23 protein-coding genes are annotated in these 24,427 nt (G+C 70.4%); 9 read left to right on the top strand and 14 right to left on the bottom strand.

The window, feature by feature from the left end:
- The first annotated feature begins 97 nt into the window (after positions 1–97).
- From ACFSJG_RS09960 to ACFSJG_RS09940, 5 genes are all read left to right on the top strand, one after another.
- Entirely contained in the window at positions 98–1,675 is a 1,578-nt protein-coding gene (locus ACFSJG_RS09960; RefSeq protein ID WP_378485038.1) for a long-chain-fatty-acid--CoA ligase, read from the top strand.
- Between the two features lie 90 nt (positions 1,676–1,765).
- On the top strand, positions 1,766–2,545 hold the full coding sequence (locus tag ACFSJG_RS09955; RefSeq protein WP_378485037.1) for an enoyl-CoA hydratase: 780 nt from the start codon (positions 1,766–1,768) through the stop codon (positions 2,543–2,545).
- Positions 2,546–2,665: 120 nt separating this feature from the next.
- Positions 2,666–2,977 carry an integration host factor, actinobacterial type gene (gene mihF, locus ACFSJG_RS09950; RefSeq protein WP_007537111.1) on the top strand — a complete coding sequence of 104 codons (312 nt, stop codon included), beginning with the start codon at positions 2,666–2,668 and terminating at the stop codon, positions 2,975–2,977.
- 164 nt (positions 2,978–3,141) lie between these two features.
- Complete coding sequence (locus tag ACFSJG_RS09945) at positions 3,142–4,734, top strand: FAD-dependent oxidoreductase (RefSeq protein WP_378485036.1); 1,593 nt, start codon at positions 3,142–3,144, stop codon at positions 4,732–4,734.
- Positions 4,731–5,084, top strand: a complete 354-nt coding sequence (locus tag ACFSJG_RS09940; RefSeq protein WP_378485035.1) for a 4Fe-4S dicluster domain-containing protein — start codon at positions 4,731–4,733, stop codon at positions 5,082–5,084. Before ACFSJG_RS09945 ends, ACFSJG_RS09940 begins: the two co-directional genes overlap by 4 nt.
- Here the strand turns inward: ACFSJG_RS09940 and ACFSJG_RS09935 are convergent.
- Positions 5,074–5,892, bottom strand: a complete 819-nt coding sequence (locus ACFSJG_RS09935; protein WP_378485034.1) for an acyl-CoA thioesterase — start codon at positions 5,890–5,892, stop codon at positions 5,074–5,076. The genes ACFSJG_RS09940 and ACFSJG_RS09935 overlap by 11 nt on opposite strands.
- 70 nt (positions 5,893–5,962) lie before the next feature.
- On the opposite strand from ACFSJG_RS09935, the gene ACFSJG_RS09930 reads away from it, so the two are divergent.
- Positions 5,963–6,550, top strand: coding sequence for a TetR/AcrR family transcriptional regulator (locus ACFSJG_RS09930; RefSeq protein WP_378485033.1), 588 nt, complete (start codon positions 5,963–5,965; stop codon positions 6,548–6,550).
- Between the two features lie 43 nt (positions 6,551–6,593).
- Complete coding sequence (locus tag ACFSJG_RS09925) at positions 6,594–7,187, top strand: DUF1707 SHOCT-like domain-containing protein (protein WP_378485032.1); 594 nt, start codon at positions 6,594–6,596, stop codon at positions 7,185–7,187.
- 45 nt (positions 7,188–7,232) lie between these two features.
- Here the strand turns inward: ACFSJG_RS09925 and ACFSJG_RS09920 are convergent, their stop codons facing one another.
- From ACFSJG_RS09920 to ACFSJG_RS09860, 13 genes are all read right to left on the bottom strand, one after another.
- Complete coding sequence (locus ACFSJG_RS09920) at positions 7,233–8,360, bottom strand: NDMA-dependent alcohol dehydrogenase (protein WP_378485031.1); 1,128 nt, start codon at positions 8,358–8,360, stop codon at positions 7,233–7,235.
- A 91-nt stretch (positions 8,361–8,451) separates the two neighbouring features.
- Complete coding sequence (locus ACFSJG_RS09915; RefSeq protein ID WP_378485030.1) at positions 8,452–9,099, bottom strand: hypothetical protein; 648 nt, start codon at positions 9,097–9,099, stop codon at positions 8,452–8,454.
- A gap of 26 nt (positions 9,100–9,125) precedes the next feature.
- Positions 9,126–9,884 carry an ethanolamine ammonia-lyase subunit EutC gene (eutC, locus tag ACFSJG_RS09910; RefSeq protein WP_378485029.1) on the bottom strand — a complete coding sequence of 253 codons (759 nt, stop codon included), beginning with the start codon at positions 9,882–9,884 and terminating at the stop codon, positions 9,126–9,128.
- Positions 9,881–11,287, bottom strand: a complete 1,407-nt coding sequence (locus ACFSJG_RS09905; protein WP_378485028.1) for an ethanolamine ammonia-lyase subunit EutB — start codon at positions 11,285–11,287, stop codon at positions 9,881–9,883. Before ACFSJG_RS09905 ends, eutC begins: the two co-directional genes overlap by 4 nt.
- A 75-nt stretch (positions 11,288–11,362) precedes the next feature.
- Positions 11,363–11,800 carry a cupredoxin domain-containing protein gene (locus ACFSJG_RS09900; protein WP_378485027.1) on the bottom strand — a complete coding sequence of 146 codons (438 nt, stop codon included), beginning with the start codon at positions 11,798–11,800 and terminating at the stop codon, positions 11,363–11,365.
- A gap of 69 nt (positions 11,801–11,869) precedes the next feature.
- The gene (locus ACFSJG_RS09895) at positions 11,870–13,489 is read right to left on the bottom strand and encodes an FUSC family protein (protein ID WP_378485026.1); all 1,620 of its coding nucleotides are present in this window, start codon (positions 13,487–13,489) and stop codon (positions 11,870–11,872) included.
- A 117-nt stretch (positions 13,490–13,606) separates the two neighbouring features.
- Positions 13,607–15,217: a cutinase family protein gene (locus ACFSJG_RS09890; protein ID WP_378485025.1), complete on the bottom strand. Its 1,611-nt coding sequence runs from the start codon at positions 15,215–15,217 to the stop codon at positions 13,607–13,609.
- A gap of 135 nt (positions 15,218–15,352) precedes the next feature.
- A complete protein-coding gene (locus ACFSJG_RS09885; protein WP_378485024.1) occupies positions 15,353–15,895 on the bottom strand; it encodes an RNA polymerase sigma factor in 543 nt (180 codons plus the stop codon).
- A gap of 89 nt (positions 15,896–15,984) precedes the next feature.
- Complete coding sequence (locus ACFSJG_RS09880) at positions 15,985–16,377, bottom strand: hypothetical protein (RefSeq protein WP_378485023.1); 393 nt, start codon at positions 16,375–16,377, stop codon at positions 15,985–15,987.
- Between the two features lie 132 nt (positions 16,378–16,509).
- Positions 16,510–17,235, bottom strand: a complete 726-nt coding sequence (locus ACFSJG_RS09875) for a hypothetical protein (RefSeq protein ID WP_378485022.1) — start codon at positions 17,233–17,235, stop codon at positions 16,510–16,512.
- Between the two features lie 107 nt (positions 17,236–17,342).
- Positions 17,343–19,142, bottom strand: coding sequence for an Hsp70 family protein (locus tag ACFSJG_RS09870; RefSeq protein WP_378485021.1), 1,800 nt, complete (start codon positions 19,140–19,142; stop codon positions 17,343–17,345).
- A 106-nt stretch (positions 19,143–19,248) separates the two neighbouring features.
- Positions 19,249–20,670 carry a GTPase gene (locus ACFSJG_RS09865; protein WP_378485020.1) on the bottom strand — a complete coding sequence of 474 codons (1,422 nt, stop codon included), beginning with the start codon at positions 20,668–20,670 and terminating at the stop codon, positions 19,249–19,251.
- On the bottom strand, positions 20,667–22,526 hold the full coding sequence (locus tag ACFSJG_RS09860) for a dynamin family protein (RefSeq protein ID WP_378485019.1): 1,860 nt from the start codon (positions 22,524–22,526) through the stop codon (positions 20,667–20,669). The genes ACFSJG_RS09865 and ACFSJG_RS09860 overlap by 4 nt, the downstream gene beginning before the upstream one ends.
- 172 nt (positions 22,527–22,698) lie before the next feature.
- Between ACFSJG_RS09860 and ACFSJG_RS09855 the strand changes: the two genes are divergently transcribed.
- Both ACFSJG_RS09855 and ACFSJG_RS09850 read left to right on the top strand, forming a co-directional pair.
- A complete protein-coding gene (locus ACFSJG_RS09855; RefSeq protein WP_378485018.1) occupies positions 22,699–23,967 on the top strand; it encodes a DUF7373 family lipoprotein in 1,269 nt (422 codons plus the stop codon).
- Between the two features lie 71 nt (positions 23,968–24,038).
- On the top strand, positions 24,039–24,407 hold the full coding sequence (locus ACFSJG_RS09850; protein ID WP_378485017.1) for a hypothetical protein: 369 nt from the start codon (positions 24,039–24,041) through the stop codon (positions 24,405–24,407).
- Positions 24,408–24,427 lie beyond the last annotated feature (20 nt).

Raw genomic sequence — 24,427 nt, 5'->3', positions numbered from 1 at the left:
GCGGGGTCTTTCCACGGCGCCGGCCCGTGGCTACCTTTCGAGAAATTGTGACGCACGACACTCTGCTGCTGTCGGGCCGGACGACGAAAGGTGCCACGTGACGACCTCCACGAGCAACCCCAGCACGCCTCTGACCTGGGTGGATCAGATCGCCAAGCACGCCAGGGCCATGCCGGAGAAGCCGGCGCTCCGGTTCCGGGGCGCCACCACCACGTGGCGGGAACTCGACGACCGCAGCCGACGCCTGTCCACGGTCCTGGAGGACGGCGGTGTCGGCCCCGGTGACCGGGTGATCATCCTGCTCACGAACCGGCCCGAGTTCCTCGAGGCGATGGTCGCGATCAACCGCCTCGGAGCCATCGCGGTCCCCGTCAACTTCCGCCTCGCCGCGAGTGAGGTCGCGTTCCTCGTGGAGAACTCCGGGTCGTGCGCCGTCGTCGTGGAGCAGGCCCTGGCGTCCCTCGTCACGGGCCTTCGGGCGGATGGCCTCCTCCCCACCTGCCTGGTGGTCGGTGACGACGCGTCGTCGGCCGGTCCGGCCGCGAACCTCTACGAGGCGGCTCTCGCCGCCGCGGAACCCCGCGTGGGCGGCGGGCCCAGCGACCTCGCGTCGTGCGCGATGATCATGTACACCTCGGGCACCACCGGCCTACCCAAGGGCGCGATGCTGTCGTACCAGAACCTGCTGGCACAGACGATGACGATCACCCGCGCGTTCCGCCTCGCGGACGACGAGATCGCGGCACTGACGGCGCCGCTGTTCCACATCGCCGGCACCGGCGCGATGCTGCCCAACGTCATCCTCGGATACACCAACGTGATCGTTCCGACCGGCGCGTTCGATCCGGAGGCGTTCCTCGATCTCATCGAATCCGAACGTGTCACTTCCTCTTTCCTTGTTCCGGCGCAGTGGCAGATGGTGGCGGCCAGCCCGACCATCCCGCAGCGCACCCTGAGCCTGCGGCACATGTCGTGGGGTGCGGCGCCCGCAACCCCGGCCGTGTTGCGGGCGATGGCTGAGGCGTTCCCCGCCGTGCCGAACGTGTGCTCCTTCGGGCAGACCGAGATGTCGCCGATCACAACGATTCTCGACGGCGAGGACGCGATCCGGAAGATCGGGTCGGTCGGCAAGCCCGTGCCGCTGGTCGACGTCCGGGTCGTGGACGCGGAGATGAACGACGTCCCGCAGGGCGAGGTCGGTGAGATCGTGTACCGCGGACCGCAGACCATGATCGGGTACTGGGAGAATCCGGAGGCGACCCGGAATGCGTTCGAGGGCGGCTGGTTCCACTCCGGCGACCTGGTGCGCGTCGACGAGGACGGCTTCTACTTCGTCGTCGACCGGCTCAAGGACATGATCATCTCCGGCGGCGAGAACATCTACTGCGCCGAGGTCGAGGCCGTACTTGCGGATCATCCGAAGGTGCTCGAGGTGGCGGTGGTCGGGGCACCGCACCCGAAGTGGGGCGAGACTCCCGTCGCGGTCGTCGTGCCCCGGGAGCCCGGCGACGCACCTGCCGCCGACGAGCTGATCGCGTTCACGAGCGATCGTCTTGCGTCGTACAAGAAGCCGACACGCGTCGTGGTGGTGGACGCCCTGCCACGCAACGCGTCCGGCAAGGTGCTCAAGGCGCCGCTGCGCAGTCAGGTCAAGGAGGAGCAGCCGGTCGCCTGACCTCTCCCCGCCGCCCCTTTTCGGGGGCATCGCCACCCGCTTCCGGGTCGTAGTGTCGACATCACCATCGACGGAAGAAGGTGCGCGCACATGAACGACGCCGTCCGTACCGAGATCGACTCGGACGCAGGAATCGGAACCATCGTCCTGGACCGGCCGGGGCAACGGAACCCGCTGTCGAGCAACGTGATGCGTCAGGTGACGGACGGGCTGCGGTCGTTGTCGGCGAACCCGGCGATCCGGGCGGTGGTGATCGCGGCGGAGGGGCCCGTCTTCTCGGCCGGCCACGACCTGTCCGAGATGGTCGGCCGCACCCTCGACGAGGAGCAGGCGATCTTCGACGTGTGCGTCGAGATGATGGACGCCGTACAGCTGATCCCGCAGCCGGTGATCGCGGCCGTACAGGGACCGGCGATCGCGGCGGGCTGCCAGCTCGCCGCGTCCTGCGACCTCGTCGTCGCGTCGGAATCCGCCGTGTTCGGGACCCCCGGAGTGCGGATCGGTCTGTTCTGCTCGACGCCGATGGTGGCGGTCAGTCGCGCCGTGGGGCGCAAGCGGGCAATGCAGATGCTGCTGACCGGTGACACGATCGATGCCGCGACCGCGGCGGACTGGGGTCTGGTCAACCTCGTGGTACCGCCCGAGGAGGTGAACGGCCAGGTCAGGAGCCTGGCGACCCGGATCACGTCGGCGAGTCCACTGACCCTCCAGATCGGCAAACAGGCGTTCTACCGGCAGATCGATCTGCCGCAGGACCAGGCGTACTCCGCGATGGCCGAGACGATGGCCTCCAACGCCGTGACCTGCGACGCGCAGGAGGGCATGACGGCCTTCCTGGAGAAGCGTCCGCCGGTGTGGCGCGGTGCGTGAGGCTTGACGACACGCGGGGCGGGGGTACCGTGATTCCCGGTCACGACCGCTCTAGCCTGGGGTTCTCACCCGGGATCCCCCTGGGGCTCCTCCCAGGGAACCGCGAGAAAGGCACATCTCATGGCATTGCCCACCTTGACCCCCGAACAGCGCGCCGCCGCACTCGAGAAGGCGGCCGCGTCCCGGAAGGCCCGGGCCGAACTGCGGGAGGAACTGAAGTCCGGAAAGGTCACGCTCGTCGAGGTCCTCGACAAGGCGGAGACGGACGAACTCGTCGGCAAGACGAAGGTGCTCTACCTGCTCGAGTCCCTGCCGAAGGTCGGCAAGGTGAAGGCCCGCGACATCGCGGAGTCCGTCGGAATCGCGGAGACGCGTCGCGTCGCCGGTCTCGGTGCCCGTCAGCGCGCCGATCTGCTGGCCAAGCTGGCCTGATCTTCTCGCGTGTGAGCCCGGCGTCGCTGAGCGACGCCGGGCTCACGCGCGTTCGGGCCCCCTGTACCGCGCTCGATTCACGCTGATTCCAACCGGCGCCTTTCCGCTCCGACTGCGGAAACCTCTACCCGTGACCGGGTAGTGCGTCGACAGGAGCGTGGCACATGGGTGCACGGATCGAGTGGGACACCGACGTCCTCGTCATCGGGGGCGGCCCCGCCGGGACATGGGCGGCGCTACGGGCCGCCCAGACCGGAGCCGACGTCGTCCTCGTCGACAAGGGGTACTGCGGGACCAGCGGCGCGACCGCACCCGCGGGAACGGGTGTCTGGTACGTCGCGCCCGACCGCGCCGCACGGGAACGCGCGAAGGCCGACCGAGAAGCACTCGGCGGATACCTGGCGGATCACCGCTGGATGGACCGCGTCCTGGACCAGACGTTCGAGAACATGAACCTGCTCGCCGAGGAGGGTCGTTACCCGTTCCCGGTCGATCCCGACACCGGACGGCAGATCCGCACCGGCGTGCAGGGACCCGAGTACATGCGCCGGATGCGTGCCTGGATCAGGCGCGCCGGGGTCCGCATCCTCGACCACTCCCCTGCCCTGGAACTGCTCGTCGACGCCGACGGTCAGGTTCGCGGCGCGGCCGGACATCGGCGGCAGGAGGGCCGCGACTACCTGGTCACCGCGGGCGCGGTCGTGATCGCCAGCGGTGGCTGCGCGTTCCTGTCCGGTGCACTCGGCACCAACGTCGACACCGGGGACGGCGCGCTCATGGCCGCCGAGGTGGGAGCGTCGTTCTCCGGCATGGAGTTCTCCAACGCGTACGGCATCGCGCCGATCGGATCCCCGATCACGAAGACCGCCTACTACGGCTATGCCACGTTCTTCCACGCCGACGGTCGGGTCGTCGAGGGCGCGGGATCGTCGAAGGGCCGCTCCGTGATCGCGCAGACCCTGCTGTCGGAGCCGGTGTACGCGCAGCTCGATCGCGCGGACGTCGCGACGCAGCGATTGATGCGCCTCGGACAGCCGAACTTCTTCCTGCACTTCGATCGCCGGGGCGTCAACCCGTTCACCGACCGGTTCGAGGTGACGCTGCTCGCCGAGGGCACGGTCCGCGGGACCGGGGGCATCGAGGTGGTCGACGACGACTGCGCGACGACGGTCCCCGGCCTGTTCGCGGCGGGAGACGCCGCCACTCGCGAACGCATCTGCGGCGGCTTCACCGGCGGCGGCAGTCACAATGCGGCATGGGCGATGTCGTCGGGCAGCTGGGCCGGAACGGGCGCAGCACGTTTCGCGCGACGGGCCGGGCGGCTTCCCGCCGCTGACCTGCATCCCACCGGGCGTGCCGGACTGCGCCCGGCCGGGCGGACGAACCTGGACGCACCTGCGGTGGTGGCGGCCGCGCAGCAGGAGTTGGTGCCGTACGAGAAGAACTTCCTTCGCGACGGCCCCCGGGTGGCGTCCGCCCTCGGTGAACTCGAATCACTGTGGACCGCAGTGACACTGGGGCTCGGTGGCAGCGGCGGTGAGGATCGGATCCGGAACCGGCAGGCGGCGGCGATCACGGCGGTCGGCCGGTGGATGTACCACTCGACGCTGGCGCGCACCGAAAGTCGCGGGATGAGCAAGCGGGAGGACCACCCGGACCTCGATCCCGCGCAGCACCACCACATCCTCACCGGCGGCCTCGATCAGGTGTGGACGCGCCCAGCACCGTTGCACGCGGCGCTGGGGGCGGCGTCGTGATCGAGAAGCTGATCGCGGACGCCTGCATCGGCTGCGACAAGTGCGTCGACGTGTGCCCGACGAACGTGTTCGACCGCACCGACTCCGGGATTCCGGTGATCGCCCGGCAGTCGGACTGCCAGACCTGCTTCATGTGCGAGGCGCACTGCCCGACCGACGCGCTGTACGTGCACCCGCTGTCCGAGCCACTGCCATCGGCGGCGGCGATACCCGAGGACGAGGTCGGCCGCTACCGCGCCGAGATCGGCTGGGGCCGCGGCCGGGCGCCGGGCGCGAAAGTCGCGGTGGGACCACAGCTCCCGCACGGATCGCTGCCGCCGCGTCTGGCGCCCGAGCGACTCAGACCTTGAAGTACATCACCTGGTGGCTGGTGGCGAGCAGTGCGCCGTCCCGGCCCCACAGCTCTGCGGACTGGTCGAAGTAGCTGCGGCCGAAGTGCTGGGCGCGGGCGGTCGCCAGAACCGCGTCGTCCCCGTGGCCGGCGAGCGTGTCGGCGTCGACGTGGAAGTAGATCGTGAGCGAAACGGTGCCCGCCGGGCACATCTGCCCGCGGCGCAGGAACACGCGTGGGTAGAAGGAGTCGCACAGCGCGGTCAGGCCCGGGAAGTCCAGCGCCCGAGCGGGACTGTCGCGGATCCACAGCGTGGTGGTGGAGTCGCCGCGCTCGCCGTCGATGTCGGTCAGGCCGCCGTCGACGAAACGCATGTCGTAGTTGCGCATCCAGCGGATGAACTCGGGGCCCACGGTCGGCTCGACCGACTCGGCGGCCGGCGCGGTGGGAGGCGTCACCTCGGTGGACGTCCAACTGTCGCGGCGCAGCGCGAACACCGCCGTGGCAGTCGTGGCGACGACGCCGTCCTGCGTCATCTCGATCGTCCAGTGCTGCGTGGAGTTGTTGGTCCGCGTCGGGCGCGCATCGATGGTGAACGGACCGTCGGCGACCGGGCCCGCGAAGTTCACCGTGAGCGACACCGGGTCACCGAGCCGCTCGGGGTGCCGCAGCGCGGCGCTGAGCATGGTGGCGGCGGTGATCCCACCGAACGGTCCCACCATGTTGGCGTAGTCCGCGGTCGTGCGACCCGAGACGGTTCCGTCGCCGACCGGCTCGAGTTCGAGTGCGACGTCGAGGGGGTGGGCGGATGTGGCAGTGCGGGTCACGACAACTCCTGGCGGTCGGCGGATATGTATGACACTCTACATAGAACACCAGCGTGCAGGAAGGGCGGACATGGCACGACGGCAGGATCCCACCAGGGGGCCGCGAGCGGCAATGATCGACGGCGCCATCACGCTGATGCGCGAGCGCGGCGTCGCGGCCACCTCGTTCGCCGAGGTCCTGTCCCGAAGCGGCGCCCCCCGCGGGTCCGTCTACCACCACTTTCCGAACGGCAAGTCGCAGCTGATCGAGGAGGCCACGACCTCCGCGTCGAAGTGGGTCGGCACCGGGATCGACCGCATCCTCGACGCCTCCGACACCGTCGGCGCCCTGCGAGCCCTCGTCGACATCTGGCGCAGCGGGCTCGAGTCGAGCCGGTACGAGCAGGGTTGCCCGATCGCGGCGGCAGCGCTCGGCACCGAACGTGGCGCCCGCATCATCGCAGGCACGTCCTTCGACTCCTGGTGCGCGGTGCTGGCCACGAAGCTGATCGGGGAGGGCGTCCCGGAGGAGCGCGCCGGCTCGATTGCGGTCCTGATCGTGTCGTCGCTCGAAGGCGCGCTGATTCTCGCTCAGGCACAGGAGAGTTCGGCCCCGCTCGATGCGGTCGTGGACGAGCTCGAACTGCTGTGCCGTTCGGCGGTCCACCCGGCCACCTAGAATCGGAACCCTGGTACACGAACGCACACGGGGGCTGATTCGAGTGAACGGTACGGGTGACCACGACGACCTGCTGCTGAGCGACGACGAGCGACTGCACGCGCTCAACGTCCTCGGCGACCACTACGCCGCCGGAAGGCTGGACAGCAGCGAGTTCTACGAGCGGTCGGGCGACGTCGCCTCGGCACGCACACTCGGTGCCGTCCGGGAGCCCTTTCTCGGGCTGCCCGGCGGGGTACCGCTCGACGCGACCGACGGCCGCATCCGCAAACTCACCGAGGACGCCCTGCCGGCGACCTGGCCGAGCGCTCCGCCGGCGACCGAGCCCGCATCGGCCGAGGCCGAACTGCAATCACTGCGCTCACGCGGCAGCCTGGTCGAGAATCTCGACTGGGCGATCGTCGGCGTCACCCTGATCACGTTCCTGATCCTGCAGCTGGTCGTCGGCTGGGACTACGCCTGGATCGTCTGGCCGTCGCTGGTGCTCACGCTGAGCCTGCCGCGGATGCTCCTGAAGTACAGCGACGCCGACGAGAAGACGTACGAGCAGCTCAAGAAGTCCGACGAGCGGGCGCGCCGCAAGCGTCTCGAGGAGGCCGCCGACCGGATCCGGGAACTGGAAGGTAGAGAACAGTGAGGTCGGTGCCGGGCCTCGTCACCCGGCACGGCACCGACCCCCGGTTCACCGATCGGCGTCGGTGTACCGAATGACACCGCGAATGTTGCGTCCCTCCAACATGTCCCGGTAGCCGTCGTTGATCTGCTCCAGCCGGTACTGGCGCGTGACCATGTCGTCGAGGTTCAGCTTGCCGACCTTGTACATCGACAGCAGCTGCGGAATGTCGTAGTGCGGGTTGGCACCGCCGAAGATGCTGCCCTGCAGGTTCTTCTGCAGCAGTGTCAGCATCGACAGGTTCAGCGTCACCTGGTTGTCCATGAGGCTACCCATCGCGGTGAGCACCACGGTCCCGGCCTTGGAGGTGATCCCCATCCACAGGTCCACATCCTCGCCGTGCACCTCGCCGACGGTGACGATCGTCTTCTTCGACATGCCTCCCGCGGTGATCTCGGCGATCTGTCCGGCCGCCTCCTCGACGCTCGCGAACGCGTGGGTTGCACCGAACTTCAGGGCCTGCTCACGCTTCCACTCGACCGGGTCGATTGCGAAGACGTAGCGGGCACCGGAGTTGACGGCCCCCTGCAGCGCCGAGACGCCGACACCGCCGAGGCCGACGATCGTGACGTCCTCACCGGGCTTCACCTGTGCCGTGTGGGTGGCGGAGCCGTAGCCGGTGGTGACACCGCAGCCGACGAGGCAGGCCACCTCGAACGGGATGGACTTGTCGATCTTCACGACCGAGCTCTTGTGCACGACCATGTACGGCGAGAACGTGCCGAGGAGCGTCATCGGGAAGACGTTCTGGCCCTTGGCCTGGATGCGGAACGAGCCGTCGCTGACGGAGGCGCCGCCGAGCAGGTAGGCACCGAGGTCACAGAGGTTGCGCAGACCCGCCTGACAGGACGGGCACTTGCCACACGACGGGATGAACGACATCACCACGTGGTCGCCGACCTCGATGTCCTCGACACCCGGGCCGACCTCGGTGACGATGCCCGCGCCCTCGTGGCCACCGAGGACCGGGAAGCCGGCCATCGGGATGCCGCCGGTGACCAGGTGATGGTCCGAGTGGCACATGCCCGACGCTTCCATCTGGACCTTGACCTCGTCTTTTCGAGGATCGCCGATCTCGATCTCCTCGATCGACCACGGCTGGTTGAACTCCCAGATCAGCGCGCCTTTGGTCTTCACCTGAACCCACCTGCTCTCGTCCGTCGACATGGATCGACATCAGACTAGACACGCGAGTGGACAGGTGTACAGGTCTTGGCGGGATTCCCGTTCAGTGCGCGAATCGATGGGCGGCCGCGAGGGCGGCGTCGACGTCCAGTCCCCGGCCGGCGAACACCGACGCCGCGGTCTCCCGAGCCAGCCCCGCCCCCTCGGCGAGGGCCCGCGCGAGCGCTGCGACGTCGACGGACACGGACAGGCCGTCGTCCTCGGCGTAGCCGTCGAGGTGCTCGGTACAGAAGTCGACGGCGGCCTCGTCGCTCAGGAACGGTGGATTCAGGGCGGTGAACCCGTCGTCCGGCTCGTACTCCGCCCGCGACCACTTCGCACCGTCGAATCCGTACACGAAACCGATCCACATCCCCTGCGTCGCGACACGGTCCAGGTGGTCCGAGATCGCCGACACCCACCAGTCGGGCGCACCCGCCAGCAGGTCGGTCTCCTCCTCACCGAAGTACTCCGCGCCCGCGCCGTAGTAGGTGTCGGAATACTCGTGGTCGTGCCCGACGAGGACCGCCCTCCCGTCACCGAGCAACCGTAGATCGGCCCAGTTCCCGCCGCCGTCGTCGTAGTGCCAGGTGTCCGAGGTCGCATGGGCGCCGTCTGCCCAGCGTGGGCCCCGTGCGGAGAGGACGGCCGAGACGACCGCCCAGCGCCGGGCCATGTCCTGTGGATGCGGAAGCACGATCGGGAGCGTCATGGCCGCGAGCCTGCCATGACGGGGTGTCAGGTGGGCGGGACACCGGGACCACGGGAGGTGTCCTCGAGCGCCGGGCCGCGGGAACTGTCCTTGAGTGCAACCCCCGACGAGCCCAGTGCTCTCGCACCGTCGACGAGCGACGCGACGACGCGGGCCGCGTGCTCGTAGCCCAGCCCGCCTGGCGGGTGGACGTTCGAGACGCAGTTGCGTTCGGCGTCGGTGCGGCCAGGGCGAGGGTGATGCGTGAGGTAGACACCGACGCTGTCGGCGACCGAGAGACCCGGGCGCTCCCCGATCAGCACGAGCATCGTCGTCACACCGAGCGCCGCCCCGACGTGGTCACCGAGCGCGACCCGCGCCTGCGTCGCGATCACCGGCGGGCCCACGGTCAGTCCGGGTAGCGCGGCCACGATCGCGGCGGCCAGGTCCGGGCCGTGGGCGGAGATCGCCGTGGCGGACAGCCCGTCGCACAGGGCGATTCCGACGTCGCTCGTGGACCCGTTCCAGGTCAGCGGACGAGCGAGCGTGCGCCCGAGATCGGGCCGTCGCAGGTAGGTAGCGCGGTCCGGCGCCGCACCCGCGACGACGAGCGGCTCACCGAAGCCGAGGGCGCGCAACCGCTCCGACACACCGGCGACGTCGAGCGGCGCGTGGACGGCGTCGCGGGCTGCGGCATGAGCGGCGGTGAACTCCAGTTGCCGGCGGGTGGGCAGCGAATTCCCGGTGCGCCCCAATCCGATTCGGGCCTGCGTGTGGGCGCGCAACAGCTCCCAGTGGTCGGTCACGACGCACCGCCGAGCACACGCAGCGGCGAGGCGCCGACGTCGACGGGCAGCACACGGCCGTCGGCGTCCGCCATGCCCTGGGTGCGCAGCCACTCCTCGAATTCCGGTGCGGGACGCAGATTCCCGATCGACCGGGCGTACAGGGCGTCGTGGAAGGACAGCGACTGGTAGCCGAGCATCACGTCGTCGGCGCCGGGCACGGTGATGACGAACGCGGTACCCGCCGCGACCAGCAGAGTCAGCAGGGTGTCCATGTCGTCCTGGTCGGCCTCGGCGTGATTGGTGTAGCAGACGTCGACCCCCATCGGCAGGCCGAGCAGCTTGCCGCAGAACAGGTCCTCCAACCCCGCCCGCACGATCTGCTTGCCGTCGTACAGGTATTCCGGGCCGATGAACCCGACGACCGTGTTCACCAGCAGTGGGTCGAACGCCCGCGCGACGGCGTACGCGCGCGCTTCGAGGGTCTGCTGGTCGACAGGGCGGCCACCCGTCCCGAGATGCGCGCCGGACGACAGTGCCGACCCCTGCCCCGTCTCGAAGTACATGACGTTCTCACCCACGGTCCCGCGCCCGAGCGACCTCCCGGCCTCGTTCCCCTCCCGCAGCACCGCGAGATCGACGCCGAACGCCCGGTTGGCGCCCTCCGTCCCCGCGACGGACTGGAACACCAGGTCGACCGGCGCTCCGCGCTCGATCAGGTCGATCGTGGTGGTGACGTGGGTGAGAACGCAGGTCTGCGTGGGGATCTCGAATCGGGCGCGGACGTCGTCGAGCAACCGCAACAGGTCCGCGACGGCGTGCGGCGAGTCGCTGACCGGGTTGATCCCGAGTACCGCGTCCCCGCAGCCCATCAGCAGACCGTCGAGGAGCGCGGCCGCGACACCTCGCGGGTCGTCGACGGGATGGTTCGGCTGCAGGCGGGTGGCGAGGGTGCCGGGCAGCCCGATGGTCGAGCGGAACGAGCTGGTCACCGTCAGCGCCCGGGACACCGCGATCAGGTCCTGGTTCCGCATGATCTTGCCGACCGCCGCCACCATCTCCGGGGTGAGCCCCGGCGCGAGCGCACCGAGCCCGGGATCGGGCGCGGCGGCCCGCTCGAGCAGGTGGTCCCGCAGGCCGCCGACGGTCAGGTGCGCGATCGGGGCGAAGGCCGCGGCGTCGTGGCCGTCCAGGATCAGCCGGGTCACTTCGTCCGACTCGTACGGGACCAGGGCCTCGGTGAGGAAGGCGGCGAGCGGGACGTCGGCGAGCGCCCACTGCGCTGCGGCACGTTCGCTGTCCGAGGCGGCGGCGCAGCCCGCCAGCTCGTCGCCCGAGCGCCGCGGTGACGCCTTCGCGAGCAGGTCGACGAGCCCGTGGAACTCGTGGGTGACACCCGCCAGGGTGTGCCGGTGGATCGCCATCCGGGGCCCTCACCTTCGCCGCCTTCGTGAGATACGCGGGAGGCTACCCGCGCGGCGGCGTCGCGGCAGTGCGCGTCATCCGACGGTCAGGACCCCGGTCATCTCCGGGTGATAGGTGCAGTGGAACGAGTACGTCCCGGGCTCGTCGGGCACGGTCACCGTCACCGTCTCGCCGGCGTCGACGTCCACGTCGAACAGGTCCGCACCGTCCGCGGTGACGGAATGCTCCACCGAGTCCTCGTTGACGACGGTCAGCGTCGCGCCGGGCGACACGCTGTCCGGGAGGCCGAACGAGAAGTTCCGAATGGTGATCGTCGTGGCCTCGTCAACCGACGCGGTGGTCCGTGGAGTGTCCTCGTCGGTGTTCGCGTGGAGATCGTGCTCGGTCATCGGGGCTTCGGGCTCGGACGGTGTCTGCGACTCGTCGGTCGAATTGCAGGCCGTCACCAGTGTGAGGGTCAGGGCCGCGGCCGCGAGCCCTGCACCGACACGTCGCTTCCTCGCTTCGGTCATGGCTACTCCCAACATCGACTGCCGTCCACGTAACCACGGGCGGAGCCGGGAGAACACCACCAACGGGTATCAGTCGGAGCCGACGGGCGCGGCGAGCAGCCGGTAGCCCTGCTCGTGCAGCGCGTGATGGTCCGCCCACCTGTCAGCGGTCCACCGCGGTTCGGTGTGCGCGGCGCCGACTGCGGCGGCGGTGGACGCCTGCAGGTCGAACGCGAGGTCGCGACGCAACCGGCGGCGCTCGCGGTCCCCGGTTTCGGCGGTCAGGTTCGCCACGGCGGCGGCGACACGGTCGTCGGCGTCGACGAGGATCCGGCGGTGGGCACGCGGAAGCACTCCCCACATCACGGCGAGCGCGACGGCGACCCCGATGACGGTCTCGATCATCCGGTCGCGGATCGCGGGACCTACGTCGCCGGGCAGGCCCACGCCGCCGAGGATCATCGCGAGCGGGGTGATCGCGGCCATCGCGATCCCGTAGTGCCGCACCAGGAACGCCTCGATCGCCGCCATCAGCGCGGCGAGAACCAGCACCAGCGCCGCACCCCGCGGCTCGAGGTACCACAGGGCGGCGAGCAGCACGAGCCCGACGACGGTCCCCAGGAACCGGTGGGCGGCGCGGTGCATGCCGAGCACTCGGTCGGGTCCCTGGTGCAGGATCATCGCCGTGGTGATCACCGCCCAGTCGGGGCGCCCGGTGTCCAGGACCAGCGCGAGCACCCCGGCGACCGGGCAGGCGATCAGCAGTCGCACCAGGATCGTGACGGTGCGGCCGTGCGGGTGCCGGGCCCGGGCGAGCAGATGCAGCGCAGGCGGACGCCTCAGCGGCACCTGGGCGTGCAGGTCGTCCTCGGGTGACGCCGCGTCGTGCGGGACCCCGCGGAGGGCCGCCGAGCACCGCAGATGCGCGGCGTAGAGCATCCGCGCCAGTCGATGCGGCGCCCGTCCCCGGACTGGCCGGACCAGGTCGGCGTCGTGCAGGCACAGCCAGGCACCGTGCAGGGACCGCACGGCGTCGCGGCGGCGGTGCGCGGTGTTCTCGGCGAGCATCGACTCGACGTCCCGGACCGCGGCCGCGACCGCCGTCCGTTCGGGAGTGCGCGGCCGGAACGGGAACCCGGACATGGCGACCACGAGCGCCGACGCGGCGCCGAGGGCGGTCCACCCGAGCACCGACGCCACCGGTACTCCCGCGCCGGGCAGGGTGGAGGCGATCACGACGCTCAGCAGCGGTAGGAAGGCGCCGGGCGGTCCGGTGCGCAGCGCGTCGACGACGTAGGCGCCGACGGCGACGACCGTCGTCATCACCCCGATCATCAGCAGCCACCAGCCCGGGGACGCATCGCGGGCGTGCACGAGTGCGCCCGCCGCGGCACCGATCCCGGCCAGCGCGACGAGCGCGACACCGACCAGTGCGACGATGCGCCAGCGCACCCGGTACGGGCGGCCTTCGCCGTAGACGACGGCGAACGCACCCAGGGTCGCGACGGCGCTCACGGAGCCGGATCCGAAGGCGAGCCCGCCCAGCCCCGGCAGTGCGACGGTGACCGCGGCGCGGGCGACGCCGGGCCACTTCCGGCCCTGGCTGGGAACGGACAGCAAGGCCGACCACGCCGACGCCGGAACCGGGATCGGCAGGGTCTCGACTCGATCGGCTCCGGACTCCGGCACGAGTGCCGAGGCTAACGACATCTCGGACCAGGGACCGCATCCGCAGCGGCCGGTGAGGGAGAACTCACGGCCGAACAGAACGAAACGCCCATACCGGCGGGGTGGCCGGTATGGGCGTCGTGATCGGTGGTGACCCGGTCAGGCGACCGGGGTCGGGGTGACCGACACGCTGGTCGGGACCGCACCCGACGTCGGGGCGGGCGCCTCCGGCGTGGTCACGGGCTCGGTGACCGTCGCGGCGGGCACGGACGTCGCCGGGGTCTCGACCACGGACGGCAGCGGCGCGGTGGACGAGGGCACCGGCACCGTCGTGGACGGCACGGCCGAAACCGCCGCCGCCTTCGCTCCGCCGGTGGTGGCGGCCGACGTGGTACCGGCCTTCGTCGTGGTGGTCGGCGATGCCGTGGTCGTGGTGGTGGGCAGCGGCTTGCCGTTCCGCGCGTCCTCGGCCAGCTGGGTCAGCCAGGCTGCCGCGTACTCGGCGGAGCTCAGCGGCTTGCCGTCGGCGGTGTCGCGCCAGTAGTCGAAGTGCCGGCCGGTGCCCTCACCCAGCGTCAGCTGGTACGGATCGCTCATCACGACCGGGATGGTGTTCTGGTTCGTGGCGATGAGGTTGACGACCTCCTTGAACAGCTTCTCCGGCAGGAGCGCGAGCGGCGACAGCTTCTCGGCCTCGATGGTGTCGGCGACCGGCGTCGCGGGCAGCGCACCATCCGACTCGCTCGGCTTGTACGCCGGGTCGGAGACCTGAAGCAGCACGTCGAGGAAGGTCTGGTCGCTCTGCATCCAGTTCGGCTGCGACGAGATGACCGCGAAGGCGTCGTACGCGACCCGACCGATCACGGTCGCGACGCCGATGCCGTTCTCGGGCGTGAGGCCGTCCTTCTCGAGCGAGTCGATGTTGAGCTGGCGGCCGACGTTCACAGCCAGCTGCAGGAGGGAGATGTTCTCCGGGGCCGCGCAGGTCAGGTCGCCGTCGGAGCAGAACGCGGCGACCTTGCCCGCGAGTGCACCGAAGTCGGAGCCGCCGGTGCCGGTGACGGCGCCCGCACCGCCCGCGGTGTTCTCGCCCGTCTGGTAGGCGGTGCCGAAGCCGTCGGGGTTCGTGTACGGGTTCTGCGCTCCGGGGAAGGGGCCCTGCTCGAGGGAGCGTCCGGCGTCGGCGAAGATGACCACCCCGACGACGTTCGCGGGATCGACGATGTCGTACCCGTCGGCGCCGTCCTGGTGGCCGATGTTCATCGCGACGCGGCGCGCGACATCGGCGCCCTCGCTGTAGCCGACCACCGAGAACCGGGTGTTCGGGCAGGACACGCGAATCTCGCGCATCACCTGCTGGGTGTTCTCGACGCCCGTCGAGACCGCGTTCTCGTAGCTGTCCATGTTCGCGGGGTACGCGATGTAGAGGTTGGCGTACGAGCCGGGCTTCAGGTTGTTCACCGAGGCAGGCGCATTGGCGACCGGGTCGACCCAGTGGCTGCTGTAGTCGTCGGACAGGGCGGCAGGCAGCGGATTTCCGTTCGCGTCGACGAGGCGGGGCACGGTGTCCGGCGGGGTGTCGTTGCGACCGGCGATCGACACGGTGACCATGTCGTGGCATTCCGTCGTCGACGCCGTCAGTTCGGTCTCGATGGACGTCGGCGACTCGAAGGCGAGCCACGCGGTGCCTGCCGCCGCGACGCCCAGCGCCAGCGGTGCGGCCACCGCCGCCACGATCCTGTGTCGCGCGAAGAACCCACGAAGTTCCATGCCGTTTCCCTACTCCCCTGAATCCCGCCCGACGAGCGGACATTCCGTCCCGCGCACTCGCGTGACGTCACGGAGGTTGTCGCGGAACCGGGACGGGACGTTACAGACATTCCGTCGGGATGTGGTCGGAAGCGGTCAGGCGGCACTCTCGCGGAGGTGCCGGGCGAGCTGGGTGCGGGCGCGGTTGAGCCGCGACTTCACGGTCGCGACGCCGACGCCCTGGTGCTCCGCGATGTCCGCGTAGGTGAGGTCGCCGAGTTCCCGCAGGACGAGCGCGGTCCGGAAGTCCTCCGGCAGCTGGGCGAGCGCCGCCCGCAGTGCGTCGTGGTCGGCGATGCGGTCGTCGAAACGTGGGCCGTCGTCGGTCAGCGTGACAGTCTGCGCGTCGTCCGTGAAGTCGGTGAGGTCGGTGTCCGGCTTGCGCTTGCGAACGACCATCAAGGCGTTGTTGACGGCGATCCGGTGCAGCCAGGTCCCGAACCGCGACTCGCCACGGAAGCGGTCGAGGTGCTGCCAGGCCGCGATCAGCGTGTTCTGGAGTGCGTCCTCGGCGTCGTGGGCGTTGCCCGTGGTGGAAAGGCACACCGCCCACACGTGATTGCGGTGCGCCTCGACAAGTTGCGCGAAGGCGCGCTGGTCGCCACCGCGCGCCTTCTCCAGCAACGTCACGTCGTCCATCTCGTCCCCCTGTCGCGGTCCGCGCTGATCCTAACGGGGGCCTGATCCCAGGGAGAGGAACGATCCTGGCGCGGGCTACGGGCGGAAGCTCACCAACCGCCGTCGCCGTGGTCGTCGGTGGGCGGGTCGAGGTGGTCGGGGCCGCCGTGGTCGTCGGCCGGGAACTCCTCGGCACCGAGGGCGATCTCGTCGGTGTCGCCGTCGAGGGCGATCTCGTCGGTGTCGCCGAGCACGACGTCGTCCTGGTCGTCGTCGGCGTCGTCGCCGAGGTCGATGTACTCGGACCCGTCGTCGAGCACGACCTCGTCGTCGGGGAACACCGGGTCGTCGTCCATCTCGGGCACCCCGGCCTCGTCCGCCGAGACCGGTTCCGCTGTGAACGCCGCCTCCAGCGCCGACTCCCACACACCGGCGGGGGGCTGGGCCGCGACATCGGACCGCACCGCGTCGAACAGCGCGTCGACCGCGTCGTCATCCTGCATGGTGTGTCTCCCGGGGTGTGGATCGGCAAGGGTCGGTGACGCCCGATCGTATCGGTGCACACACGGCCGGAGGCCCACCGCTGGCAGCGGCGGGCCGTCCGTCGTGTCGGGGCAGCGGTGTCATGAGCGGACTCAGTGGCAACCGGCGTCGGTCGAGTCGCCGTACGAGGAGTCTCCGTACGAGGAGTCTCCGTACGAGGTGCTGCTCTCGCCGGCGCCGGTCTCGTAGCCGGTGTACCCCGACTCGGTGCCGTACGACATGGACTCGATCCCGGGGCCGTAGGAGTCGGTGTCGGGCGTGACCTCGAAGTCCACCTCGCCGTCGCCGTCGAGGTCGACGTACACCGTGTCGGGGGTGCCGTCGCCGTCGGTGTCCGCGGAAACGGTGTCGATGTAGCCGTCGCCGTCGGTGTCGACAGCGATGGTGTCGACGACGCCGTCGCGGTCGCTGTCCGCGATCAGCGTGTCGGGCTCGCCGTCACCGTCGCTGTCGAAGGTGGACTCCACGACGAGGCCGTCCTTGAGGACGTCCACCCGCTCCGGCTGCCCGGTCTCGTCGTAGTGGCCGACCATGTCGATCTCGCCGTCGTCGTCGCTGTCCCTGCCCTTGAGGAAGGCGCCGTCGCTCTGCGTCGCGTACACCGTGTCGAAGGTGCCGTTGCCGTCGCTGTCCTGCTCGACGAGGGTCACCTGACCGGCCTCGTCGACGTGGGTGATCACCTGGTTGCCCGCGGCGTCCGTGGAGTGGATGACGTCGACGGAGCCGTCGAAGTCGACGTCGCGGGCGACGGCGCCGGGGTAGGTCGCCGAGTGGTCGGAGGCGGTGGTGCCGGTGGCGGTGGCATCGATCTTGCTCATGGGGTTGGTCCCTTCCGTCGGTGGTGCGTGCTCCGTCGTGCGCTGTCGACAGTGAGATGCACCCGGGAGGCGGAAAGGTTCCCGGCCCGCGAAAAGAAGTTCGACGGTCAGGTGAGCAGGCCCGAACGGCTCAGGAACGTCTTGGCGCTCGCGACGTCGGTGATGTCGCGGACGGTCACCTTCACGCCGGTGTTGATGTTCACGTAGGTGAAGTCGACGAGCCCGTCGTTCGGGTCGGGCGCCGAGATGTCGGCCGCCGCCATCCGGTCCGTGCTCTCGAGGAGAGTGCTGTTCGGGCCCTCGAATCCGCCGCTGCGCACACTGAAGATGTCCTGCTTCGCCTCCGTCTGATCGCGGTAGATCGTCACCGAGTTGAACGGCGGCTTGGTCAGCGCGGCCAGCTCACCGTCGGTGTCGAGCTCGCAGAAGACGATCATCGCGGACTGGTCGGTGCGCAGGTTCGAGTCGGTGCAGTCGACGAGCTGGTCCTGCAGCGTGGGCGGCAGGACCGCGACGGCCTGCTCCGAGGTGGTGGCGAGGGCGGCCCCGTTCGCGCCGGTGTTCTGGGAGGAACCGGAGCCCCCGTCCTCTCCCGCGGACCCGGTCGCCGCGGTCTCCTTCGCCTCCGCCGAATCGTCACCGCCGCCCTTCAGTGCCAGCCCCGCGACGACGGCGACCGCAACGACGGCGAGCACCGCCACCGCCGCGACGACGCGCCCCCGTGCCGATCCGGCCCCCGTGTCCTGCGGTGCGGCCTTCCAGTTCGGGGTGAGCTCCGCGACCGTCGGGACCACCGGGCCGGCCGCGGCGGGCGCCGGCGCCACCGCTGCGGTCCCGACGTGTGCGAGCGCGCCCTGCGCGACAACCGTCTTCGGATCGTCCAGTGTGGCAACCGGACCCAGCTCGCGCAGGCGCTCGTGCACGAGGGGCATGCGGGCGGTGCCGCCGGTGAGGTACAGCGCGGCGAGGTCGTCGGGTGCGGAGATCCCCGCGTCGCGCAGCGTTTCCCGCGTCAACGCGAGCGCCCGGTCGAGAACCGGCGCCGTGAGTTCCTCGAACTCGCCGCGGGTCAGGTGCAGCGTCTCCCGCTCCCCGTTCCCCGACACGGCGATCGTGGCGGACGGCGCCTCGGAGAGCAGTTCCTTCGCGTGCCGGATCGACTCGTCGAGCGCCTGCCGGACGTCGAGGGGTGCCCGCCGCAGGTACTCGCGCAGGTCCGGGTTCCGGTCGTCGAGTTGCTCGTCGACCCACCGCGCCACCAGGCCGTCGAGGTTCTTGCCGCCGAGTCCGTTGTCTCCGCGGGCCGCGATCACCCGGAACGAGGAGTCCTCGTCGACGGCGAGGACCGCGACGTCGAGGGTGCCGCCGCCGAAGTCGAACACCGCGATGCGGGCGCCCGGCTGCAGCGCGTGGGTGCGGCCGTAGTACTGCGCGGCGGCGCGGGGTTCGGAGATGGTGGTGACGGTGACTGGGTCGATGCCTGCGGCGACCGCGGCGTCGATCAGCACCTGCACCTGTTCCGGCGACCACGCCTCGGGATGGGTGAGGACGACGCCGGCCGGGGCGGTGCCCGCGTGGGCGGCGACGGCCCTGCTCACCACGGTCCGCAGCACCGCCGCGACCGGCGCGGACGTGGGCAGCGTGAACCCGTTCACCGTCAGGGTCGGCGGTCCGACCAGGCGCTTCGGGGCGGGCAGGTAGCCCGCCGGATTGCGCTGCGCCTCGTTCGCGGCGACGTCGCCGACCGCGATCCGGTCCGGGGCGTCGACGTACACCGCCGACGGCATCAGGTTGCTGCGGTGCGACAGCGACAGAACCTCCACCCGCCCGCTGGTCGCACCGGAGTGGGCGGCGGCGGTGTTGGACGTTCCGAAGTCGACGCTGAGCCACCAGTCGGTCGTGGTCATGAGATCTCCCTGTGCTGGGCGGTGTTCCTGTGTTGTGCGATGCGCCGACGTGCCGGAATGTTCCCGCGTCGCGCTGTGGTCCCGGCGTCGGTGTCGTCGGGCGGTGTCATCGGAGGGCGGCCATCTCCTGATACGCGGAGATCAGCGAGACGAGCGCGGTGTCCTCCGCAGCGGTGTGCGTGTACAACGCGGCCCGACTCTGCGCCTCACCGAGCCTGGCCTGCGCCGCGGCCCGGATCCGGTCCGGCCCCGCGGCCGGATCGAGTCCGAGTCGCTCGGCCGAGTTCCGGCCTTCGAGCAGGGCGCGCAACTCGTCGACCAGCGGCGAGCGCGGGTCGTCGGAGTGCAGCCGGGCGAGATCCGCGAGCAGGGTGACGGGGCGCATCGCGGGATCGACCCGCATCCGGTGCACGATCGTGCGGATACCGTCCCGGGCGGGATGCCGGTAAGCGAGTCGGTCCAGCTCGTCGAGGATCCGCTGCGCGCGGTGCAACACTGCGAATCGCCCGATCGACGCGTGCAGCACCCGGCGCAGCTCCGCGACCCCGGACCGCTCCGCCAGCCACTGGTTCAACGCGGCTGCACCCCGGAGGGCAACGTGACGACCACCGAGCACCCCGTACTCGCCGAGGAGGTCGAGTAGCCGGTCCCGCTGGTCCGGCGTGAGCGGGGCGGGGTCGTCGGACTCCAGCAGCTCCGCCAGATCGAGCGCGGACATCGCGCCCACCTGCGCGAGAGCCTGCGCGTCGCGCTCGGTGAGCGCCCCGGTGTGGCTGGTCTGCGCCATCAGCCCGGACACCGGCGTCACCGCCGACACCACGCCGTGCAGGCGGGCGGCGAGGACGGCGGCGTGTTCGGCGGCGTGCGCGAGCGGGTCCTGCCTGCCGAGGGCGCCCTCCCCGAAACCGTCGGCCCGGGAGAGCACCCCGAGGGTGTTGAGCGGCGTGAAGGGCAGCTGCGCGAGGAAGTCGAGTTCGTCGGCGCGCGGGGTGGCGTCGAAGAGGAACACCACGGCGTCGGCGTCCACCGACGCGGTGCGCGTCTGGTCGAAGCCGTCGACGACGGCGCGGCGGGTGGCATCCTCGTTCGCGGTGGTGAGCGTCGCCAGTCCCGGCGTGTCGACCAGCGTCAGATCGCGCAGCGCCACCGACGGCAGCCACCGGTGCACGTACGCGACCTCCGTTGCCGGACAAGGCAATTCGACCGGCGTTCCGACCGTGACGGGCAGGCCCCGCCGGTTCCCGTCGAGGGTCGCGAGCTCCGCCCGTGACGGGGCGCCGTCCTGGTAGACGGTCACCACGTTGGTCGCCTCGAGCGCCGCCGTCTCGGCGACCGGTGCCCCGATCAATGCGTTCACCAGCGTGGACTTGCCTGCCTTCAACCGGCCCACGATCACCACCCGTGGCGGTGACCAGAGGATCGCGCCGATCCGGTTGGCGTGGTCGACGAGGTCGCCGCCGAGCGCGGCGAGCTGGTGCAGTCCGGCGTCGAGACCGACGTGCACCGGATCGGTCACCGGCGCGCTCATCGTCCGGCCTTCCGAGTCGTCAACTCCGCCAACAGGTTCTCCGTGTCGGTCATGCGGTTTCCAATGATCCGCCGATTGTTGGTCAGCCGCTCACGGGTCTTGTCGCGGGTCGCCGAATCGGAGGCCGCGGACTTCTCCGCCGCCGCGATGGTTCGCTGCAACTCCTCCAGCTCCTCCCGCAGGTGCTCGCGGTACCCGACGACGACGTCCGGCCTGGCCTGCGCGACCGCCCCGTCCAGCAACCGTCCGGTCGCGACGCGGGTGGTCGACACCGTTTCCCGCAGCCAGGTCAGCAGGTTGGTCTTGCCCGAGCGAATTGCCCGGTGCCCCAGGTTGACTCCCACCCACACGGTTCCGACGATCGCACCGATTCCGACGATCGCGGACAGTCCGATCAGGCCGCCGAGGGTGGACGATCCCACCACACCCATCGTCAGCAGGGTCGGGTCGATCAATCCCTGACCCCGGCTCGCGACCTGCTGGGCGTCGATCGTCCTGTCCCGCATCGACTCGACGATGCCGCCGCACAACCGCTCCCACATCACCGGGTTGTCCCCGAGGCGCGGGGCGACGACGTCGTCGTGCAGGGCGCGGAGGAAGCCGGCGACGGTTTCCGCCATCGCCGACTGCAGATCGGTCTGCATGTCGGCGGTGAACTTCTGCGGGCTGCGCCGGAGCACCTGCATTCCGTGCGAGTTCACGTAGGTGGTCCAGCGGTCGCGGATCTCGTCGAGCCTGCGGTCGAGGTCGTCGGATGCGCGCTGCCGGGCGAGGGTGATGTCGCGGGCCAGGTACTGCTCCCACTGGCGGGAGTGCTCCTTGAGGTCGGTAAGCCGGTCGCGTTCGGCGGTGAGGTCGGGCAGCGCGGCCTCACCTGCGTCGACGGCGGCGAGTTCCGCGTCGACGCGTGCCGCCACGACCCGCAGTCCTTCGAGTCCGGTGCGCAACGCGTCGATCCCCGGCAGCCCGGCGGCGACGTCGATCCTGCGGTGGATCTCCTTCCGCAGCATGGTGATTCCCGAGGCCTCCTCGAGATGCGCGCGGCGGTCCGGGTCGGGCTCCTCGGTGGCGATCACCGCGCGCAGGCTCGACACCCCGACCACGGGGACGTCCCGGTGCAGGTGCTCCCGGAGCAGGCGCCGGTTCTCGTCGACGATCGCGCGCCAGCGGCGAATGTTCTTGTCCGTCTTCGTCACCGCCACGATCAGCGCGTCCACCGATTCGGCGGCCGACCGTGCGAAAGCCATCTCGGGTGCGGTGATCGGTGTCGATGCGTCGCAGACCAGGACGAGCACCGACGCCTGCGCCGACGTCGCCACCGCGGCCGCGGCCATGGCGGGGTCGAGTCCGCCGACGCCGGGGGTGTCGACGACGGTCGCGTCGCCGAGCGCACTGCCCGGCAGCGCGACGACCGCCGCGGTCGGCAGGGACTCGGCGGCGGGATCGCGGACGTGTTCGCCGTCGACGCTGACCCACTGGGCGAGCTCACCGATCGGAACGCGCCGGGCGCCCTCGGGAAACAGCAACGTCGCAGCCGGGTCGTCCGTCGCTGCTGCGGGGGTCACGCTGACGGTCGCCGAGGACGTCACCTCGACTCCGACCGGGCACAGGTCGCGGGCTCCGACGAGGGCGTTGACCAGCGAACTCTTGCCACGCTTGACCTCGCCGACCACCACCACCGTCCGGGCCTGCCGATCGGGATCGCTCTTGCGGGCCGCGAGGTCGGCGACGTCGCCCAGGCCGTAGGCGCGCAGCACCTTGGCGTTGGCCTCCAACGCCGATGCGAGCTTCCCCGGAGCCCGGGACTCATCGGATCCGGTCGCCCTGCCCGCGGCGTCGGCTGCGGTGTCGCCCACGTCCCCTCCCCCCTTACCGGCTGGCTTCGGTGTGCGGGCCATACACTAACCGCCGATCACCGGGGGGCGACGAGTGAGGACCGGTCGGGAACATTCCGGGCCCGGGCGGCATCGAACGGGACGACACCCGGCCGTCCGGTCGACAGAACTTCAGATCTCGAGGGGGATCACCATGCGAATTCGTACGAGGGCACTGGCGGCGACGGCAGCCGTGCTGGCCGTGTGCACGGCAGCCGGCTGCGCAGCCGACCGAACACCCGAGTCCGAGGCCCAGGCGACGAGCACCGTGTCGGGGTCCGACGTCGAAACGGTGGCGGAGGTCGACGTCACGCAGCTCGACACGGGCGACTACCCGACCACGCCTGCCGCGCCGTTCGGCGAGGCGGCTCCCGAGGACCGCGCGGCGGTGGACGCCCAGCGCATGGCCCAGTTCGTCGTCGCACCCTTCGAGGTGGACCGGGAGCTGAACGATCCGACCCTGCCGACGATGGTGCTGCGCGGCTACCAGCAGCTGAAGGGAACGTTCGACGAATCCGTCGTGAACGTCCCCGCCAACACGTCGTCCTGGGTGTACGGGTTCGTGACGTCCGCGACGGTGTCCGCGCCGGTGGAGCGCGGCACGACGGGTCGGGCCCTCACCCAGCTGGTGATGCGATACACCGATCCCACCGCGGCGGCCGATGCGGCACGGCAGATGGGCGAGGCGTCCGCAGCGCTCGACGGGTCGACACCGGCGATCGTCACCGCGATGCCGGACTCGCACGCCGTCCGCGGCACCCAGCCGAACGGCAGCCTCACCATGCAGGCGTTCACCGCGCACAACGACTACGTCGTCTACACGTGGGCGAGCGCGCCGGTCGCCGAAGCCGACCGCCTGGAGCCGACACTCGTCAAGGCCCTGGAGTTGCAGGCCCCGCTCATCGACCAGTTCCCGCCGACGCCGACGAAGTCGCAGGCCCAGGGCCGCCACATCCCGATCGAGGTCGACCAGAACGACATCCTGATCTACGCCGTTCCCGCGGGCAAGAACGATCCGATGGGCGACATCCTCAGCGGCGTCTACGGCCCGCGCGGCATGTCGCACTTCTACTACCCGCCGGAGACCGTGTACCGGGCGCTGACCGAACACGGGTCGGTGCACAACGCGATCAACAAGACGACCGTGTTCCGGGCGTCGACCGATCAGGACGCACGGGAACTGCTCGACACCTTCACCTCCTCGTCGCTGTCCGGTGGATGGGCGGAAGCCGCGACCCCGCCGGGGCTGCCGTCGGCGACGTGCCTGAGCAAGGCGTCCCCGTCGGGCGAGCAGTACCAGTGCTCGGTGCGGGTCGGCCGTTACATCGGTGACGCGGTCGGCCTCGGCGACCAGACCGAGGTGCACCAGTTGATCTCGGCCCAGTACCTGATCCTGACGCAGGCCGATCAGAACGCGGAGTAGCCCGCTGTCGTCGCCGCCCCGTCTGGTGCGGCGACGACGGTGCGTCGGCGCCACGGACGGAAGGAACCCCCGTGTACTCGTCTGACTCGGAAACTCCGTTCCCACCGTGCCGGCGCCGATCGGTCGTCGACATCGTCGCGGCCGCGGTCCTGGCGGTGCTCGCGGTGGCGGCGGGCTGGTTCTCGGTCGTGTTCTCGGCCCTGTTGGTGATGGTGACGGATTCCTGCGGGTACGAGGACTGCAACGAGGGCCTTCTCCCTGTCGCCTACGGCATCATCTGGACCGGGATCCTCGTTGCCGCAATTATTCTCGTGGTGGGTACCGTCTGGGCGGTCGTCTCCCGTCACACCGTGTTCTGGTGGCCGCTCATCGCGATACTGACGATCGTCGGAACGTTCGTTCTCGGCGTCGCGCTCATCGCACAGGTGAATCCGAGCTGAAGGCCCGCGCCGCGGGTTTC

The sequence above is a fragment of the Rhodococcus gannanensis genome, from assembly GCF_042681175.1.
Classification (GTDB): Bacteria; Actinomycetota; Actinomycetes; order Mycobacteriales; family Mycobacteriaceae; genus Rhodococcus_G; species Rhodococcus_G gannanensis.
This window is presented reverse-complemented; position numbering and strand designations above follow the sequence as displayed.

Coding starts and splice junctions, on each gene's coding strand:
- ACFSJG_RS09885 (WP_378485024.1), bottom strand. CDS start 15,895: ATGGACGACGTGACGTTGCTGGAGAAGGCGCGCGGTGGCGACCAGCGC.
- ACFSJG_RS09945 (WP_378485036.1), top strand. CDS start 3,142: ATGGGTGCACGGATCGAGTGGGACACCGACGTCCTCGTCATCGGGGGC.
- ACFSJG_RS09955 (WP_378485037.1), top strand. CDS start 1,766: ATGAACGACGCCGTCCGTACCGAGATCGACTCGGACGCAGGAATCGGA.
- ACFSJG_RS09875 (WP_378485022.1), bottom strand. CDS start 17,235: ATGAGCAAGATCGATGCCACCGCCACCGGCACCACCGCCTCCGACCAC.
- ACFSJG_RS09855 (WP_378485018.1), top strand. CDS start 22,699: ATGCGAATTCGTACGAGGGCACTGGCGGCGACGGCAGCCGTGCTGGCC.
- ACFSJG_RS09915 (WP_378485030.1), bottom strand. CDS start 9,099: ATGACGCTCCCGATCGTGCTTCCGCATCCACAGGACATGGCCCGGCGC.
- ACFSJG_RS09890 (WP_378485025.1), bottom strand. CDS start 15,217: ATGGAACTTCGTGGGTTCTTCGCGCGACACAGGATCGTGGCGGCGGTG.
- mihF (WP_007537111.1), top strand. CDS start 2,666: ATGGCATTGCCCACCTTGACCCCCGAACAGCGCGCCGCCGCACTCGAG.
- ACFSJG_RS09865 (WP_378485020.1), bottom strand. CDS start 20,670: ATGAGCGCGCCGGTGACCGATCCGGTGCACGTCGGTCTCGACGCCGGA.
- ACFSJG_RS09870 (WP_378485021.1), bottom strand. CDS start 19,142: ATGACCACGACCGACTGGTGGCTCAGCGTCGACTTCGGAACGTCCAAC.
- ACFSJG_RS09930 (WP_378485033.1), top strand. CDS start 5,963: ATGGCACGACGGCAGGATCCCACCAGGGGGCCGCGAGCGGCAATGATC.
- ACFSJG_RS09905 (WP_378485028.1), bottom strand. CDS start 11,287: ATGGCGATCCACCGGCACACCCTGGCGGGTGTCACCCACGAGTTCCAC.
- ACFSJG_RS09880 (WP_378485023.1), bottom strand. CDS start 16,377: ATGCAGGATGACGACGCGGTCGACGCGCTGTTCGACGCGGTGCGGTCC.
- ACFSJG_RS09895 (WP_378485026.1), bottom strand. CDS start 13,489: ATGTCGTTAGCCTCGGCACTCGTGCCGGAGTCCGGAGCCGATCGAGTC.
- ACFSJG_RS09900 (WP_378485027.1), bottom strand. CDS start 11,800: ATGACCGAAGCGAGGAAGCGACGTGTCGGTGCAGGGCTCGCGGCCGCG.